Below are 15,713 nucleotides of genomic sequence, written 5' to 3'. Positions count from 1 at the left end.
CATGAGTGAACAGCAAGCGGACAGCGGCCTGAGCTGGAACGAGCGGGTCATCAAGGAATTCCGGGCGAACAACGGCCGGGTGGGCGGCATGTTCGAGGGCGCGCCGATGGTGCTGCTGACGACCATGGGCAGGAAGACCGGCAAGCCCCACACCAATCCGGCCATCTACTACAAGGACGGCGACCGCTACCTGGTCTTCGCCTCCAACGCCGGCCGGGACAAGAACCCGGACTGGTACCACAACCTCCTGGAGAGCCCCCAGGTCACCCTGGAGATCGGCACCGAGGAAGGCGCCGCCAAGCCGTTCGCCACCCGCGCCGAGGAGCTCAAGGGCGAGGAGCGCGACCGGTACTGGGAGCTCCAGTGCACCCTCGACCCGGGCTTTCGCGACTATGAGTCCAAGACCGACCGGAAGATCCCGGTGGTCGCCCTGCGGCCGCTGGACCTCGATGGGGACAACGAGCGCAGCCGTATGATCGGCCAGCAGCTGATCAAGCACCACAGCGATCTGCGCGGCGAACTGGCCCGTCTGCGCACCGCGATGGAGCAGGCGCTCGACGGCGGCGGCGTGGACGGGACTCCCGCGGCCGAGCTCACCGAGCAACTGCGCTCCCGCTGTCTGACGTACTGCTACGGACTGCAGATGCACCACATCCGCGAGGACGGCTCCTTCTCCGCCTTCGAGGTCAGGTATCCGCATCTCGTCCCGGCCATCACCAAGCTCCGCGAGCAGCACCACGTGGTGGAGACGGCCCTGGCCGAGTTCGAGGAGGTGCTGGACAAGGGGCTGTCCGGCGACGGCGGCGACCTGGAGCGGCTGCGCGGCGAACTCGACCGTGTCGTGGCGGGTCTGGAGGCCCACTTCGCGTACGAGGAAGAGACCCTGCTGCCCGCCCTGGAGGGCTGATCCGTGCCGGACATGCGCTACACGGTCCTCGGCAAGACAGGCGTGCGCGTCTCGGAACTCGCCCTGGGCACCATGACGTTCGGCGACGACTGGGACCTGCCGAAGGAGCTGCCCGGCAGACTCCTGGAGCAGTTCGCCGAGGCGGGCGGCAACGTGATCGACACGTCCAACGAGTACGGGCACGGCTCGGCGGAGTCCGTACTCGGCGAGCTGCTGCGCGGCCGCCGGGACTCCTTCCTGCTCACCACGAAGTACACGCTCCAGATCCGCCCCGGTGATGTGAACGCGGCAGGCAACCACCGCAAGAACCTGGTGGTCTCGCTGGAGGACAGCCTGCGCCGCCTCGGCACCGACCACCTCGACATCCTGTGGGTGCACGCCCGCGACACCCTCACCCCGGTGCCGGAGGTGATGCGGGCCCTGGACGACCAGGTGCGGGCGGGGAAGGTCCTCTATGTGGGCGTGTCCAACTGGCCCGCGTGGGAGATCGCCCAGGCCAACACCCTCGCGGAGCTGCGCGGGTGGACCCCCTTCGCGGCGATGCAGGTCCACTACAACCTCCTCGATCGCACCGTCGAGCGGGAGTTCCTGCCGATGGCGCACGCCTTCGACCTGCCCGCCTTCGCCTGGGGCCCGCTCGCGGACGGCCGGCTCACCGGGAAGTACCTCAAGGGGGAGGGGGGTCGCCTCGACAAGGTGCCGTGGGGCAAGCCGCGTGGCGAGGGCGACGACGTGGTGCGCGAGGTCGTCAGGATCGCCGAGGAGGCCGGGCGCACCCCCGCCCAGATCGCCCTCGCCTGGCTCCGCTCGCGTCCCGGCACGGTGATCCCCGTCGTCGGCGCCACCTCCGAGCACCAGATGCGGCAGAACCTCGAAAGCGTCGAAGTCACCCTGGGTCACGATCAGTTGGCGGCGCTGGACAAGGTGAGCGCGGTGCAGGCCGGGTATCCGACGACCATGCTCCAGTTCCCGGCCATGACCCGCATGGTCTACGGAGAGCACTGGCAGCGCGTCGACGACCGGCGCACCACCACCGGCCGCGCGGTCGCGGACGACCTGTTCTCCGTACGACGCTGAGATCCATGGCAGGACACAGGTGCCACGGCGCGAACCGCACCGGTACGACAGCGCGGGCCCCGTCCTCCCGGACGGGGCCCGCACGGTTCGGCCGGGTCGGGACCGGCTCAGCCAGTAGTGCTGATCTTGAAGTCGCGCACCTTCAGGGTGACGCCCTGACCCCAGAGCCGGTTGGACTCCAGGCTCTTGTCGTCGTGGAACTTCTGCGGGGAAGGCGCCCCCTTGGCGGGGTCGAGGTAGAAGCCGGGGGTGTCCTCCAGGCGGACCAGACCGGCCTTGTCGCGGTCGTTCGCGCCGCCACCGCCGTCGAGGAGGTTGCCGGTGCCCAGGGCGCACTGCACCGACGACATCGTGACCTGCTCCGGCTTGCCGCCGTGGTCGATCCGCAGGTACTTGCGGTCGAACGCCAGCGTGCCGATGCGGTCGGTGGACAGCACCTTCTTCCCGTTGACCAGCCAGGTCACCCGCTTGCCACCCTCGTCGTAGCGGACCTGGAGGCGGACCGGCTGGCCGGGGGTGCGCTTGGCGACCGGCACCGAGTAGTGGAAGGAGGCGTACGTGCTGTTCTCCACGGGCAGCCGCTCGTAGATCGCGTGGACCTCGGTGTTGGTGACCGAGAAGTTGGCCACGGTGTGCGAGGCGTGGTCCACCGTGATCACGGTGGCGCTGGCCAGCCGCGGGTCCGACTGCGGGTCGGTCACCGCCTTGCCGAAGGGGTGGTTCTCGGTGCCGTCCGTCTTCACGGAGAGGTCGGTGGTGCAGCTCCAGGACCCGGTGGCGGGGATCGCGAAACCGTTCTTCGCGGACTCGCGCGGCTGCGCCACCCACTTGAGGTGGTCGCCGGTGCCGCCGCCGAAGCCGGTGGCGTCCTGGCCGGTCGTCGCCGCGAACGCGGGGCGGCCCGTCCTGGCGTTGCGGCCCGTCGGCACCACGGTGATGCCGTTGGCGTTGGACGTCACGATGCCGTCGCCCTGGGCGAGTTCACCGGCCGGGGTGTGGGCCTTGCCGAGCAGCCACGTCTGCTGGGCGTCGAAACCCGCCGCGAAGTCGTCCTGGAACAGCACCTTCTCGGACCGGGCGGTGGCGCCCCGGTCGGCGGCCTGGGCACCACCGGTCAGAGTGAGGGCCGTGCACGCGGTGGCGGCCGCCACCACGCCGACCGCGATCCGCCGCGACCGGGCAAAGGGCCGTCGGCCCGCTCCAGCCTCTACGGGCATGAGATCTCCTCCATATATCGAGTCCATACGTCGAGTACGTATGTCGAGTACGCATGTCGGTGCGTACGTCCGAGTCCGTACGCCGAGTGCGCGGTTGGAACGCTGCGCGCCGGGTCACCGTCGCGGCGGGACCTCGATTACCGCTCGAACCGCCGGGGCCCCGTGTCGACAGCGGATCCAGCGCTCTTCGAGGTGCGCTGCGAAGCATCCCGCGAGTACCGACCGGTTCTTCGGACGTCCACGGAAAGGGCGGGACACGCATGGACGGCATGGATCCATACCTGGAGATCTCCGACGAGGTGGCCACGGCGCTTGAGGAGAAGCGGCCCGTGGTCGCCCTGGAGTCCTCCCTGATCACCGCGAGCCCCACGCTCGAACTGGCCCTGGACATCGAGAAGTCGGTGCGCGACGCCGGCGCCGTGCCCGCGACGATCGGCATCGCCGACGGCCGGGTCCTGGTGGGCATGGACGCGGTGCGGATCGAGCAGGTCAGGAGCGCCGAGCGGGTGCAGAAGGTCAGCGCCCGCGACCTCGGACTCGCCCTCGCCGGCGGGGGCCTCGGCGCCACCACGGTCGCCGGCACGATCGTGATCGCCGAGCGGGCGGGCATCGAGGTGTTCGCGACCGCGGGCATCGGCGGTGTCCACCGCCGGGCGCAGCAGACCTTCGACATCTCGCCCGACCTGCTCCAGTTCACCCGCACCCGGATGACCGTCGTCTCGGCGGGCGCCAAGAGCATCCTCGACGCGCGGCTGACCGCCGAGTACCTGGAGACGGCGGGCGTGCCGGTGTTCGGCTACGGCACGGACCGGCTGCCGCTCTTCTATGTGCGCGGCGGCGACATCCCGGTCCAGCGCGTCGACGATCTGCGCCTGGCCGCGCGGGCCGTGCGCACCCACTGGTCGGTCAACGGCGGCGGCACCGTACTGCTGACCGTTCCGGTCGAGGAGGCCGACGCGGTCGACGGGGCGCTCGTCGAGGAGGCCATCGCGCAGGCGCTCCAGGAGGCGGACCGCACCGGTGTCACGGGCAACCGGGTCAGCCCCTTCCTGATGCGCGCGGTCTCCAAGGCGACCCGGGGCCGCACGGCGGCGGCGGGCCGCTCGGTGCTGCTGGGGACCGCCAGGGTGGCGGGGGAGTTCGCGGTCGGGCTGAGCGCCGAGCGCGCGGCGGCGAAGGCTCGGCGATGACGGGCGCGCCGATGCCGGGCGTACGGGGCCTCGTCCTCGACCTCGACGGCACCCTGGCCGACACACCGCAGGCCATCGCGACGATCACCCTCAAGGTGCTGGCGGCCCGGGGCGTCGACGCGGACGAGAGCGCCGTACGCCCGCTGATCGGCAGGCCGCTGGACCAGAACTTCGCGCGGTTGCTCGGGTGCGCGCCCGAGGACGCGGAGGTGGCGGCGGCCGTGGCCGAGTACCAGAGCCAGTTCCGCGCGCATCTCCAGGGGATCGCCCCCGAGGAACTGGCCTATCCGGATGTCCCGGACGCCCTCCAGCACCTGCGCACGCGCGGGGTGCTGCTCGGCCTCGCCACCTCCAAGCCGCGCGGCGCGGCCGAGCGGATGCTGCGCCTGATGGGCGTGTACGAGCTGTTCCACGTCGTGGCCGGGCACGACAGCGTACGGCGCGGCAAGCCCGACCCCGAGATGGCGCTGCTCGTCGCCGACGGCCTCGGCCTCACCCCCGGCCAGTGCGTCGTCGTGGGCGACGGCGTCGCCGACGCCGCCATGGGCCGCGCCGCCGGCATGCGGGTCGTCGGTGTGTCGTACGGGGTGGCCGACGCGGCCGAACTGATCACGGCGGGCGCGGAGCGCGTCGTGGACTCCTTCGGTGCGGTCGCCGCGCTCGTGACCGACCTGGCCTGAACCCAACAACCGTATGCATACGAGGAGTTGAGAGATGACCCAGCCGACCACGACGGACTCCACCGTCCTGTGGCGCGACGACTTCGCGGACGGTCTGCGCGCGTCCGGCGCGGCCGCCCCCTGGCGGTTCGTGCAGGCGAGCGCCGAGCATGTCGCCGACGACGCGGTGCTCACCACGGACCGCGACGGCCTGCACCTGGTGTCCCCGGGGCGCAACGCCCGTACCGGCGAGCCCGCCTTCACCCGGACCGTCCCGTGCGAGAACGGCGAGCCCGGCTCGATCCCGGGCTTCGCCGACCACGCGAAGTGGATCGCCTATGTCAACCGCCAGTCCGCCGCGGGCTTCCAGGGCTTCGACGCCGAGCCCGGACGGATCCTCTCCGTCGAGGCCACCGTGTCCGGACGTACCTACGGCACCTCGGGCCACCCCTTCGGGGACGCCGTCAGCGACCCGGACGACGATCTGCGGCTCGCCGGGGCGATGCTCAACACCATCGACCCGGAGACCTCGGTCGCCTTCGACTTCATCCTCACCAACAAGGGCGTCCACGCCTTCTACGGGCGCACCAACTTCGCCCGGCGCCACCTCGGCGGCTACGGCTCGTTCGCCAACACCGTCCCGCTGGCCGTGCGTTCACCCGGCGACCGGCACCGGGTCAAGATCTCCTACGACCGGGCCGCCGGTACCGTGCGCTGGTTCCTGGAGGGCGAGACCGTCCTGACCGTCGACCGGATCGGGCACCCCCTGGGCCGGGACACCCTCACCCTCGACGAGGGAGGCACCCCGACCCTGGTCGAGCCCCGCCAGCTCAGCTTCGGCATGGGGATGCTGAGCCTGCTCGACGGCTCCTGGCCGACCGGCAAGGGCCTGGTCCGGCTCTCCCGGGCCACCACGTACTACCGCCCCGACCGGGGCGCGCCCGTCGAGCAGTCCTTCGTCGACGAGGACAGCCGGGACGCCACCCGGCTCTTCGGCCAGGGCGCCGAGCTCACCATCAGCGGCTTCACGGTGAGCAGCGCTCCGACGTCGTAACGCGTCGTCGGTTCATCGACCTCGTACGAGAGCGGGGCCGCCGGTGTCGCACCGGCGGCCCCGCTCACCCGTGCGCTCTCACGCGTCCACGGCGGCCGTTTGGGCGAGAGCGGCGGCGGCGAACCGGCGTGCGGCGGGCTCCCATTGGAGGACCGCGTGCCCGGCGCCGGCGTTGGCGTCGCGCCAGAACCGCTGGAGCTCCCCGTGCACGGACTGGGCACCGGTGCCGCCGGTGCGCTGGAGCCGGTTCACGGCGTCCAGCAGCAGCTCCACCGCGGCGACATGGTCGCGCTGGGCGCGCGCGCCCGCCCATTCGCCGGCGAGCAGCCCGCGGTCCGCGTCCGCCGCCGCGCGGGCGAGCAGCAGCTCGGCCGCGTCGGTGAGGGCGGCGCTGCGGGCGAGGTCGAGCTCGACCGTGCCGCCCTGGCCCGTCCCGGGGCGGGCGGCCCGCTTGCGGACGACCGCCTGGGACCACGCCTCGGCCGCCCCCCGCACCGCACCCAGGATCGGCGCCGCGAAGGTGAGACCGCTGACGTTCTGGAGCGGGACGCACAGGCTGTCCGGTGCGGTGCCCGGCGCGCGTCCCGACGCCAGTTCGCCGCGCAGGAAGGAGTGGGTCCGAGGGACGAACACCCTGTCCAGGACAACGGTGTCACTGCCCGTGCCGCGCATCCCGACCGTGTCCCAGGTCCGCTCGATGTCGTACGCGGCCCGGGGCACGAGCAGGAACCGCACCTCCGGATCGCCGCCGGGCACCGGTACCTGGACCGCGAGCAGGGCGAAATCGGAGGCGTGGACCCCGCTGACATAGGGCCAGCGGCCGCTCAGGACCCAGCCGCCGGGCGCGGCCTCGGCGCTGCCGCCGGGGACGAGGGCGCCCACGACGAGGGCGTCGGGCCCGTCCGCCCAGACGGTCCGCTGCCCCTCCTCGGGCAGGAAGCCCGCCATCCGCGACAGCGTCGCCGTGACGGACGCGCACCAGCCCGCCGAGGGATCCTCCCGCGCGATGTGGACGACGGCTTCGAAGCAGTGAAGGAAACCGCCTTGGTCACCGCCCCAGCGGGCGGGCACGAAGTGGCGGGCGAAACCCGCGCCGCGCAGCGCCTCGTGCACCTTGGGGTGCAGACGCCGGTCCCGGTCGCCCTCGCGGGCGTGTTCGGCGGCCAGCGGCGCCGCCTCGTGCGGTCGGAGTGACGTGGTCTGTGCCGAACTCGACGTTGCTGCAACCGAGTTGGACATTGTTTCGGACAACGGGGGCTCCCCTCGGGAGTGTCGCGGCACTGCCTGCGACGGACGAAGGCCCGAGCGTCGGCCGCACGGGTCGAACGTGCCTTGACGAGCGCTCGACAGGCAGCGAGCGGGCCTCCAGGGCGCACGCGAAAACGGTCTCCCCGGTCGACGGAGGCGACCGGGGAGACCGGACGGACCGCGTCGGGGGATGCCGCGGACCGTGTCTGAGGGGGTGGTGTCAGTCCGACGCGGGCCGTGCGGACGTAACGGGTTCCGAACCGGCGGGCGCGGGCTCTTCCCGCTGCGGGGGTTTGGGGGCGGACGCGGGTGCGAACACCAGGCGCCCGGGCGGCAGGATGAGCGCGGCCGGTGCGGCGAGCACCCACAGGATCACCACGGTCACAAGGCCGGCGACGGCTGCGTCCACGGGGTTGCCCTTGTCGTCGAGGTGCCCGAAGAACACCGTGCCGACGATGGCGATGCCGGTCGCCACGCCGATCTGGATAGCCGTGTTCACGAGTGCGGCGGCGGCTCCCGCGTGCCGGCCCGGGGTCTTGGCCAGGACCGTGGTGATGAGCACGCCCGAGGTCATCGAGACCCCGAGGCCCGCGATCAGCAGACCGGGCACGATCTGCCAGGAGTGCAGGCCCATCTCGTACCGCTTGAACGCCGCGAGGACCAGGCCCATGCCGCCCGCCGCGATCAGCGAGCCGACGACGGCGACCGGCCTGCCGAACTGGCGGATCTTCGGCGCGAACGGCGTGAACAGCCCCACGCCGACGGCGAACGGCACCATGCTCAAGGCGGTGTGCAGCGGCGAGAAGCCGAGGCCGGTCTGCAGATGCACGGTGATCACCAGGGTGTAGCCGGTACCGGCGAAGAACAGCACGGCCACCAGCAGTCCGCCCAACGGGGCCCGTTCACGCAGGAGTTGGGGATCGATCAGGGGTGCCTGGCCGCGCCGGGTGACACCGCGCTCGTACCACGCGAACACCCACAGAAGCGCCGGGCACGCCGCCATCAGCGCGAAGCTCCACCAGGGCCAGCCCAGCGTGCGCCCCTCGACCAGCGGGTAGAGCAACGCGACGACGGCGGCGGTGGCGATGGCCAGGCCGGGGATGTCCGTGGTGGCGGCGTGTTCGGCGCGGGAATCGCGGCACAGGTAGTGCGTGGCGATCAACGCGGCGATGCCGATGGGGATGTTGACGAAGAAGATCGGCCGCCAGCCGAGCCCGAAGAGGTCGGCGTTGAGCAGCAGTCCGCCGATCAGCGGGCCGCCGACACCGCCGATGGAGAAGTTGAGGCCGAAGATCGCCGCCGCCTTCGACTGCTCACCGGCCGGGAACTCGACGCGCAGCATGGCGAGCACCTGCGGCACCATCAGGGCGGCCGAAGCGCCCTGGGCGATCCGGGCGGCCACCAGCATCTCGGGGTTGACCGCGAGGCCGGTGAGCGCGGAGGTGACGGTGAAGGCGGCCAGGCCGAGTTGGAAGATCTTCAGCCGGCCGAACCGGTCGCCGAGGCGGGCCGCGGTGATCATTCCGGAGGCGAAGGCGAGCACGTAGCCGGCGATGGACCATTCGAGCTGGGTGCTCGACGCGTGCAGTTCCCGCCTCAACGAGGGCAGCGCGACATTGATCACGGTGGTGTCCACCAGATCCATGAAGACCGCCGACAGCGTGACGACGAACGCCGCCCATCGCCGGGGGTTGAACTCGGCTGTGGCGGTGGCGGGAGATGAGGCTAAGGACATGGGCCATCCCTTTCCTGAGCAGGCCCGGAGCGCACGTGTCCGGTAGGGTGGACGAGCAAAGAGAGAGTTTGCTTTGAAAGCAAAGCTATAAGGGGGTCGGCAGGATGTCAACGGAGCGCGAGGCGGAGCAGAAGCGGCGTGCCGCGCGGGAGTCCGGGATGAGCCGGGACGACGCGATCCGGGCCATGCTCGTGCTGATGCCGCGTGTCGCACAGCGGCTGAAGCGGACCACCGTCCCCGAGCAGCTCCGCTCGATGAACCTCGCCCCGCGCCATCTCTCCCTGCTGTCCCACCTCGTCTTCGACGGCCCGGCCCTCGTCAATGAACTCGCCGCCCGCCTGGAGGTCGCGCCCACCACGGTGAGCCTGATGGTCGCCGACCTCAGCCGCCAGGGCGTCGTCGAGCGCAAGGCCGACCCCTCCGACCGGCGGCGCACGATCGTCTCCCTCACCGAGGACCCGGAGACCCGCGAGGCCATCAACAGCTGGCTGGCGCGCGGCGCCGACGCCTGGGAGAAGGCCCTCGATCCGCTCACCCCGCAGGAGCGGGCGATGTTCGTACGCACCATGGAGGCGTACGAGAGCGGGGCCTCCGGAGCGGCCGAGTGACCCGCGATCGGGTGTGACCTTCCCGGCCCCGCCCCGGCGTGACGGACCGAGCCGTGGCCGGGCGAGTCGCGCTCCGGCGGTCCCGGCCCGCCGAACGAGCCGTGCTGGAGCGGGATTCGAGCCCCGGCCCCTGAGCTGTGCGCGGGAACGGGCACCCCGCCCGCTCCCCGGACGCCGGGAGGGCGCATGGGGCACGCAGTACTGGTCACCGGGGCCACCGGGACGGTCGGCCGGCATCTCGTCGGGCGGCTGCTCGCGCACGGCAGCAGAGTCCGCGCCCTGTGCCGCAGCCCCGAACGCGCGGCGGCGCTGCTGCCCCCGGGCGTGGAGATCGCCCGTGGGGACCTCACCGACAGCGCCTCGCTGAAGTCCGCGCTGGACGGGGTGGACGCCGCCTTCGTCCTGCTCGCCGAGGACGCGGGCGAGGCGTTCGCGCACGCCGCGTACCACGCCACAGGCGTGCGGCAGCTGGTGGCCGTCTCCGCCGACGCCCCCCGGGGGCCGGGCTTCGACAACCCCCTCTTCGTCAAGCACGTACAGGGAGAGGCGCGACTGCGGGCCACCGGCCTGCCGCTCACCGTGCTGCGCCCCGGCCCCTTCGCCTCGCTGGCCCTCCAGTGGGCTCCCGCCCTCGCGGCCGGCGACGTGGTGGGCGCGGTCCACCCCGACCTCGCCGTGCCGGTGATCGACCCGCGCGACATCGCCGAGGTCGCGGCCACCGTGCTCCTCGGACCCGGACCGGCCGGCGTAAGGATCCTGCCGCTCTCCGGGCCGCAGGCGCTCGACGTCCACGCGCGCGTACGCGTCCTCGGCGAGGTGCTGGGCCGTGATCTGAGGGTGGCGCGGATCGCGCCGGAGCAGTGGGTGCGCCTGGTCGCGGGGCGGCTGCCCGAGGCGTATGCCCGTCAACTCATCGAAGTGGAGCGCTACTTGATCGAACGCCGACTGCCCGTCGTGGCGAGCGTGCGGGAGATCACCGGATCGACGCCCCGGTCCTTCCGGGCCTGGGCCCGGGACCACGCCGCAGCATTCAGCGCCCCCGAGCGGGCGCAGTCCATCGTGGAGGCATCGTGAACACCGCAGTACGCAGCACCGACACCGCAGCGCAGGCACCGGCGCCCGGCCCGGCAGGATCCGGACTCTACGCCGAGGTCCAGCTGTTCTACGCCCGCCAGGCGCACCTCCTCGACGCGGTCCGGGCGGAGCCGTTCGCCCGGACCTTCACCCAGGACGGTGTGTTCGCGCACTCCCCGGGCGTTCCCCCGGCGCGCGGACACGCGGGCATCGCACAGGAGGTGCGCGAGTACAACGAGCAGCGCTTCAAGTCGTCCCCGGTCCAGCGCCGCCACTGGTTCAACATGCTCGACGTACGGGAGAAGGCGGACGGCACCGTGCACACCGAGTTCTACGCACTCGTCGTGACCACCAGGCCGGGCCAGGCCCAGCCGGTCATCTCGCCGAGCTGCGTGGTACGGGACGTACTGGTCCGCGAGGACGGTGAACTGCGCACCCGCAGCCGTAAGGTGACGCAGGATCAGGAACTCTTCGACTGAGTCGGACGGATATACCTATGGGGGTGGCCGGGGGCTTTCGCCCCCGGCCACCCCCGAGTCGTCCGCTCCGGATCAGTCGGCGGCCCGCGGCGGGCCCACCGCCTCGACCGCCGCGATCACCGCGTTCTGCGCCCGGTCCCGCCAGGCCGCCAGCGGCTCGTACGGGTAGGGGCCGAACGCCTCGTCCGCCTGGGTGAGCATCGTCTCCACGGTGAGCTCGTCCACCGGTGGATTCCCGAGCCCGGCCCAACTGCGTTCCAGGCCCTCGCCCAGATGCTCCATCAGATGGCGCAGGCCGCCGGGGCCGCCGCCGAGATGGAAGGCGCGGAACGGTCCCGCGACCGCCCAGCGGGAGCCGATGGACGCGGTGACGATCTCGTCCAGCTCGCCCACCGTGACCACGCCCTCGCGCACCAGGTGGATGCTCTCGCGCAGCAGCGCCGACTGCAGCCGGTTGGCGACGAACCCGGGAACCGCGCGGCGCAGCACCACCGGCGTCTTGCCCAGGAACCGGTAGAAGTCCACGGCCGCCTCGACGTCCGCCGGCTTGGCGTCCTCGGCGGCGACGACCTCCACCAGCGGCACGATGTGCGGGGGGTTGAACGGATGCCCCACGATCACCCGCCCCGGCTCGTCGAGCGCGGCGCCGAGATCGGCGGGCAGCAGGGTCGACGTGGAGGACAGCAGCAGCGCGCCGGGGGCCGCCTCGGCCGCCTGCCGGAAGATGTCCCGCTTGAGCGCCAGGTCCTCCCGTACGTTCTCCTGCACGACCTGCGCCCCTGTCGCCGCCTCCGCCACGTCCCGGCAGAACGTGAGCCGCGCCGCCAGGCGTTCCGGATCGGCCGCGCCCCCGGGCAAGGAGCGCGCGTACAGGCCGAGCGCGGCCGTCACATGCTCGCGCGCGTCGGGTCTGGTGCTGCTGATACGGACCTGGAGTCCTCTGGCGGCGAACAGGGCGATCCAGCCGAGGGCGATGGTGCCGGTGCCGAGGACGGCGGCCGTGCGGGGCGTGGACGTGGCCGCGGGGTGCGGCGCGGGCGCGCTCATCACGCGGCCTGCCGTCGCGGCGTCGGGCCCGAGCCGAGCACCTGTTGGTGGAGCCGTTGTACGCGTGGTGACGGCTCCACTCCCAACTCGCTGACCAGCGTGGTGCGCAGCCGCTGGAACGCCTCCAGGGCCCGCCAGGTATGGCCCGCCCGGTACAGCGCCGTGATCAGATGGCCGCAGATGATCTCGTTGAGCGGATGCTGGGCGGTCAACATCAGGAGTTCGCCGAGGAGTTCACCGTGCCGGCCGAGCCGCAGATCAGCCTCGATGCGGAGTTCATGGGCGCGTGTCCTGGCCTCGTTCATCCCGATGATCTCGGTCTCCAGGACGCTGCCCGCGGGCACGTCGGCCAGCGCCGGACCCTGCCACAGGTCCAGCGCCTCGGCCAGGAGCGCGGACGCCTTCGCGTCCTCCCCGGCCGCCAGCGCCTCTCTTCCGGCCGCCGACCGTTCCTGGAACGTACCGAAGTCGAAGTGCATGACCGGCCCGTTCAGCTGATAGCTGCCGAAACGGGTGGCGAGCACGTCCTTCGCGGACAGTTCCGCCCTGCCCGCAATGGCTTTGGTGACCAGGCGGCGCAGCTGGAGCACGTAAGTCTGCAAGGTGGTCTGGGCGCTGCGCGGAATATGCTCGCCCCAAATCTCTTCCATCAAGGTGGGTACCGGGACGATCCGCCCCGCGCGCAGCGCGAGAAGCGCGAGCAGCTGGCGGGGTTTGCCGGCGCTCGGCACGATGGAAACGCCATCGATTTGGACCTTCAGCGGACCCAATACTTCGATTTCCACGCGAGGACCTCCATATGGGAATTGCTGACGCCCTTGAGTGTGGCACGAGGGTTCATGGAGATCCCAGTGAGATGTTCATGGACTCACAGGAGTTATTCATGGTTTGAATGGTCAACCATGTGAATCGCCTGGGGAATCGCGGGAATCGGGGGAGCCGAGGGAATCACAGGAGTCCGAACTCCCGGGCCGTCCTGATGGCGTCGATGCGATTGCGCGCGTTGAGCTTGCTCACGATCGTGGTGAGGTAATTGCGCACGGTCCCCACCGACAGATGCAACTGCCGGGCGATGTGACCGGCGTCGTGGCCGTCGGCGGTCAGCCGCAGCACCTCGGTCTCGCGCGGGGTGAGAAGCCGGGCCCCCGAGTCCAGGGCGCTGAGCGCCAGCCCAGAGTCGAAAACCCGCTGACCTGCCATGACTTTCCGTACCGCGTCGGCAAGCTCATCCGGCGGAGAGTCCTTCAGGAGCAGCCCGTCCACCCGGCCGTCCAGGGCCCGGCGCAGCATCGCGGGTCTGCCGATCCCGGTGAGGACGAGAATCCGGCATTCTGGAAGGCTCTTGCGTAATTGCTCGGCGGCGGTCAGACCGTCGGTGCCGGGAAGATCGACATCGAGAATGACCACGGTCGGACGGCTGCGCAGCGCGGTGGGCACGATCTCATCACCTCTGCCCACCTCGGCGACCACGGTGAAGTCCGCTTCCAGCTCCAACAGAGCCACCAGCGCTCCTCGGACCATGTGCACGTCTTCGGCCACGAGCAGGCGTATCACGAGTGCTCTCCCCCCAGTCTCATCGTCCGCGCCCGCCCCCCGTACCGCCAGCCCACACTACTCCGCGCCAGTGGATCACCAGGGTCGACTATCGGCCAAAACAATGCAGCGGAGTAAGAGTCCGGCCGGTGCCGTCGCCGAGTACGGCTCAAGGACTCCTCGACCGGGCGCTCCGACGCTGAGGCCGCTTCCCATTCCCACGGATACCGAACGCTGAAGTGGAGAGGGTTTGATGCGAACCGTCAGGACTGCCCGGCATGCGGATACCGGCGGCGCCGGGGGGCACAGCAGAATTCTCGGAATCGGCGGATATCGACCCCGGCAGGCGGTCGCCAACGCCGAGCTGTGCGAGGCGATCGACTCCACCGAGGAGTGGATCGAGACCCGCTCCGGTATCCGCGAACGCCGCTTCGCGGCGCCGGACGAGACACTGCACTCGATGGCCCTCGCGGCCGCCGGGAAAGCCCTCGCGGCCGCCGGTGCCGACCCCATGGAAATCGACCTCGTCCTACTCGCCAGCATGTCCCAACTCGACCAGACACCACCGCTGTCGGTACGGGTCGCCCACGCGCTCGGCGCCCGGGCGGCCGCGGCGATCGACCTGTCGGCCGCGTGCGCGGGCTTCTGCCACGCCCTCGCCCTCGCCTCCGACGCGGTACGCGCGGGCAGCGCCCGCACCGTCCTGGTCGTCGGCGCCGAGCGGATGACCGACATCGTGGAACGGACCGACCGGGGCAGCGCCTTCCTCTTCGCCGACGGCGCCGGAGCCGTGGTCGTCGGGAGCGCCGACGCACCCGGCATCGGACCGGTGGTGCGGCGTGCGGACGGCGCCTACAGCGAAGCCCTGCGGATGACCGCCGCCTGGGGTGACAGTACGGGCGTACGGCCGTGGATGCGGATGGACGGCCGCAGGATCTTCCGCTGGGCCATGGACGAAGTGGCGCCGGCTGCGGCCGAGGCGCTGAGCGCGGCGGATGTGCCGCCCGCCGAACTCGGAGCCTTCGTTCCGCACCAGGCGAACCTGCGGATCATCGACCTCATGGCGGAACGCCTGGGTCTCGGTCCCCGTACCGCGGTGGCCCGCGACGTCGTCCGCATGGGCAACACCTCCGCCGCCTCCATCCCCCTCGCCCTGGAGACCCTGCTCGCCGAAGGCCAGGCGGGAAGCGGCGACACGGCCCTCCTCGTCGGCTTCGGCGCCGGGCTCAACTACGCGGCCCAGGTGGTGGTTCTGCCGTGACCGAGAGGAACGCGACCGTACGTCCGACGGCCTCCGACACCTTCCGCTCCGCCATGGCGCGCTGCGCCGCCGGCGTGGTGGTGGCGACCACCCGGGACGCGGCCGGCAGACCCTGGGGCTTCACCGCCACCTCGTTCTGCTCGGTCTCCCTGGAACCGCCGCTGATCCTGGTGTGTGTGGCGCACAGCGCCAGCGGTTACGGGGCGTTCACGGAGTGCGGTGAGTTCGCGGTGAGCGTCCTGCGCGAGGACCAGCAGGACATCGCCACCCGCTTCGCCCGCAGCGGCGCCGACAAGTTCCTGCCCGAGGAGATGACGACAACTCGGGCCCTGCAACCGGCGGTTGCCGACGCGCTGTGCGCACTGGACTGCCGGGTCCACGCCCGGTACGAGGCGGGTGACCACCTGATCCTGGTGGGCAGGGTCACGGACGTACGCGTACGGAACGGCGCGCCGCTCGTCCACCACGATCGCGCGTTCCGTACGCTGCGGCCCTAGGGCCTGTCCGGTGGATCTGGCCGCTTTCGGTGCGGGCCGCCGTTTCGGTGCTGGTGAGTGGGGGTGTGGTGCTTCCCCAAGCTCTCAACTTCGTTCGAGCAGGGGAGACCCCAATGCTGCAAGGCGG

Annotated in this window: 16 protein-coding genes; 10 read left to right on the top strand and 6 right to left on the bottom strand. The window is 71.5% G+C overall.

What is annotated here, in order from left to right:
• Position 1: 1 nt before the first annotated feature.
• Complete coding sequence (locus ACGFRG_RS21685; RefSeq protein ID WP_393266139.1) at positions 2 to 907, top strand: nitroreductase/quinone reductase family protein; 906 nt, start codon at positions 2 to 4, stop codon at positions 905 to 907.
• Positions 908 to 919: 12 nt separating this feature from the next.
• Entirely contained in the window at positions 920 to 1,984 is a 1,065-nt protein-coding gene (locus tag ACGFRG_RS21680; RefSeq protein WP_393266636.1) for an aldo/keto reductase, read from the top strand.
• A 107-nt stretch (positions 1,985 to 2,091) separates the two neighbouring features.
• Here ACGFRG_RS21680 and ACGFRG_RS21675 read toward each other — a convergent pair whose 3' ends face one another.
• On the bottom strand, positions 2,092 to 3,201 hold the full coding sequence (locus tag ACGFRG_RS21675; RefSeq protein WP_361418413.1) for a DUF6081 family protein: 1,110 nt from the start codon (positions 3,199 to 3,201) through the stop codon (positions 2,092 to 2,094).
• Between the two features lie 269 nt (positions 3,202 to 3,470).
• Here ACGFRG_RS21675 and ACGFRG_RS21670 point away from each other — a divergent pair, with 269 nt between their 5' ends.
• From ACGFRG_RS21670 to ACGFRG_RS21660, 3 genes are read left to right on the top strand one after another with little or no spacing between them, the layout of a single operon-like run.
• Positions 3,471 to 4,391 carry a pseudouridine-5'-phosphate glycosidase gene (locus tag ACGFRG_RS21670; RefSeq protein ID WP_393266137.1) on the top strand — a complete coding sequence of 307 codons (921 nt, stop codon included), beginning with the start codon at positions 3,471 to 3,473 and terminating at the stop codon, positions 4,389 to 4,391.
• A complete protein-coding gene (locus ACGFRG_RS21665; protein ID WP_361418407.1) occupies positions 4,388 to 5,071 on the top strand; it encodes an HAD family hydrolase in 684 nt (227 codons plus the stop codon). The genes ACGFRG_RS21670 and ACGFRG_RS21665 overlap by 4 nt, the downstream gene beginning before the upstream one ends.
• Positions 5,072 to 5,105: 34 nt before the next feature.
• Positions 5,106 to 6,104, top strand: a complete 999-nt coding sequence (locus ACGFRG_RS21660; RefSeq protein ID WP_393266134.1) for a DUF6081 family protein — start codon at positions 5,106 to 5,108, stop codon at positions 6,102 to 6,104.
• A 78-nt stretch (positions 6,105 to 6,182) separates the two neighbouring features.
• Here the strand turns inward: ACGFRG_RS21660 and ACGFRG_RS21655 are convergent, their stop codons facing one another.
• Both ACGFRG_RS21655 and ACGFRG_RS21650 read right to left on the bottom strand, forming a co-directional pair.
• Entirely contained in the window at positions 6,183 to 7,355 is a 1,173-nt protein-coding gene (locus ACGFRG_RS21655; RefSeq protein WP_393266132.1) for a hydrolase, read from the bottom strand.
• A 217-nt stretch (positions 7,356 to 7,572) separates the two neighbouring features.
• On the bottom strand, positions 7,573 to 9,087 hold the full coding sequence (locus ACGFRG_RS21650; RefSeq protein ID WP_393266129.1) for an MFS transporter: 1,515 nt from the start codon (positions 9,085 to 9,087) through the stop codon (positions 7,573 to 7,575).
• Between the two features lie 104 nt (positions 9,088 to 9,191).
• On the opposite strand from ACGFRG_RS21650, the gene ACGFRG_RS21645 reads away from it, so the two are divergent.
• From ACGFRG_RS21645 to ACGFRG_RS21635, 3 genes are all read left to right on the top strand, one after another.
• The gene (locus ACGFRG_RS21645; RefSeq protein ID WP_361418395.1) at positions 9,192 to 9,695 is read left to right on the top strand and encodes a MarR family winged helix-turn-helix transcriptional regulator; all 504 of its coding nucleotides are present in this window, start codon (positions 9,192 to 9,194) and stop codon (positions 9,693 to 9,695) included.
• Positions 9,696 to 9,881: 186 nt separating this feature from the next.
• Positions 9,882 to 10,769, top strand: a complete 888-nt coding sequence (locus tag ACGFRG_RS21640) for an SDR family oxidoreductase (protein WP_393266126.1) — start codon at positions 9,882 to 9,884, stop codon at positions 10,767 to 10,769.
• A complete protein-coding gene (locus ACGFRG_RS21635; RefSeq protein ID WP_393266123.1) occupies positions 10,766 to 11,248 on the top strand; it encodes a nuclear transport factor 2 family protein in 483 nt (160 codons plus the stop codon). The genes ACGFRG_RS21640 and ACGFRG_RS21635 overlap by 4 nt, the downstream gene beginning before the upstream one ends.
• A gap of 72 nt (positions 11,249 to 11,320) precedes the next feature.
• Here ACGFRG_RS21635 and ACGFRG_RS21630 read toward each other — a convergent pair whose 3' ends face one another.
• The 3 genes from ACGFRG_RS21630 to ACGFRG_RS21620 all read right to left on the bottom strand — a co-directional run bounded on the left by ACGFRG_RS21630 (position 11,321) and on the right by ACGFRG_RS21620 (position 13,849).
• A complete protein-coding gene (locus ACGFRG_RS21630) occupies positions 11,321 to 12,295 on the bottom strand; it encodes a 3-hydroxyacyl-CoA dehydrogenase NAD-binding domain-containing protein (RefSeq protein ID WP_393266120.1) in 975 nt (324 codons plus the stop codon).
• Positions 12,295 to 13,080 carry an AfsR/SARP family transcriptional regulator gene (locus ACGFRG_RS21625; RefSeq protein ID WP_361434187.1) on the bottom strand — a complete coding sequence of 262 codons (786 nt, stop codon included), beginning with the start codon at positions 13,078 to 13,080 and terminating at the stop codon, positions 12,295 to 12,297. Before ACGFRG_RS21625 ends, ACGFRG_RS21630 begins: the two co-directional genes overlap by 1 nt.
• 163 nt (positions 13,081 to 13,243) lie before the next feature.
• On the bottom strand, positions 13,244 to 13,849 hold the full coding sequence (locus ACGFRG_RS21620) for a response regulator transcription factor (RefSeq protein WP_361434185.1): 606 nt from the start codon (positions 13,847 to 13,849) through the stop codon (positions 13,244 to 13,246).
• Between the two features lie 232 nt (positions 13,850 to 14,081).
• Here ACGFRG_RS21620 and ACGFRG_RS21615 point away from each other — a divergent pair, with 232 nt between their 5' ends.
• On the top strand, positions 14,082 to 15,089 hold the full coding sequence (locus ACGFRG_RS21615; RefSeq protein WP_393266116.1) for a beta-ketoacyl-ACP synthase 3: 1,008 nt from the start codon (positions 14,082 to 14,084) through the stop codon (positions 15,087 to 15,089).
• On the top strand, positions 15,086 to 15,586 hold the full coding sequence (locus ACGFRG_RS21610) for a flavin reductase family protein (protein WP_393266113.1): 501 nt from the start codon (positions 15,086 to 15,088) through the stop codon (positions 15,584 to 15,586). Before ACGFRG_RS21615 ends, ACGFRG_RS21610 begins: the two co-directional genes overlap by 4 nt.
• Positions 15,587 to 15,713 lie beyond the last annotated feature (127 nt).

This window comes from Streptomyces sp. NPDC048696 (genome assembly GCF_043198895.1).
Taxonomy (GTDB): Bacteria; Actinomycetota; Actinomycetes; order Streptomycetales; family Streptomycetaceae; genus Streptomyces.
The sequence above is the reverse complement of the archived record's forward strand: the minus strand, read 5'-3'. Positions and strand labels throughout refer to the sequence as shown.

What these genes read in the sequence shown, in the direction of transcription:
- ACGFRG_RS21685 (WP_393266139.1), top strand. Translation starts at nt 2, where the DNA reads ATGAGTGAACAGCAAGCGGACAGCGGCCTGAGCTGGAACGAGCGGGTC.
- ACGFRG_RS21680 (WP_393266636.1), top strand. Translation starts at nt 920, where the DNA reads ATGCGCTACACGGTCCTCGGCAAGACAGGCGTGCGCGTCTCGGAACTC.
- ACGFRG_RS21675 (WP_361418413.1), bottom strand. Translation starts at nt 3,201, where the DNA reads ATGCCCGTAGAGGCTGGAGCGGGCCGACGGCCCTTTGCCCGGTCGCGG.
- ACGFRG_RS21670 (WP_393266137.1), top strand. Translation starts at nt 3,471, where the DNA reads ATGGATCCATACCTGGAGATCTCCGACGAGGTGGCCACGGCGCTTGAG.
- ACGFRG_RS21665 (WP_361418407.1), top strand. Translation starts at nt 4,388, where the DNA reads ATGACGGGCGCGCCGATGCCGGGCGTACGGGGCCTCGTCCTCGACCTC.
- ACGFRG_RS21660 (WP_393266134.1), top strand. Translation starts at nt 5,106, where the DNA reads ATGACCCAGCCGACCACGACGGACTCCACCGTCCTGTGGCGCGACGAC.
- ACGFRG_RS21650 (WP_393266129.1), bottom strand. Translation starts at nt 9,087, where the DNA reads ATGTCCTTAGCCTCATCTCCCGCCACCGCCACAGCCGAGTTCAACCCC.
- ACGFRG_RS21645 (WP_361418395.1), top strand. Translation starts at nt 9,192, where the DNA reads ATGTCAACGGAGCGCGAGGCGGAGCAGAAGCGGCGTGCCGCGCGGGAG.
- ACGFRG_RS21640 (WP_393266126.1), top strand. Translation starts at nt 9,882, where the DNA reads ATGGGGCACGCAGTACTGGTCACCGGGGCCACCGGGACGGTCGGCCGG.
- ACGFRG_RS21630 (WP_393266120.1), bottom strand. Translation starts at nt 12,295, where the DNA reads ATGAGCGCGCCCGCGCCGCACCCCGCGGCCACGTCCACGCCCCGCACG.
- ACGFRG_RS21615 (WP_393266116.1), top strand. Translation starts at nt 14,082, where the DNA reads ATGCGAACCGTCAGGACTGCCCGGCATGCGGATACCGGCGGCGCCGGG.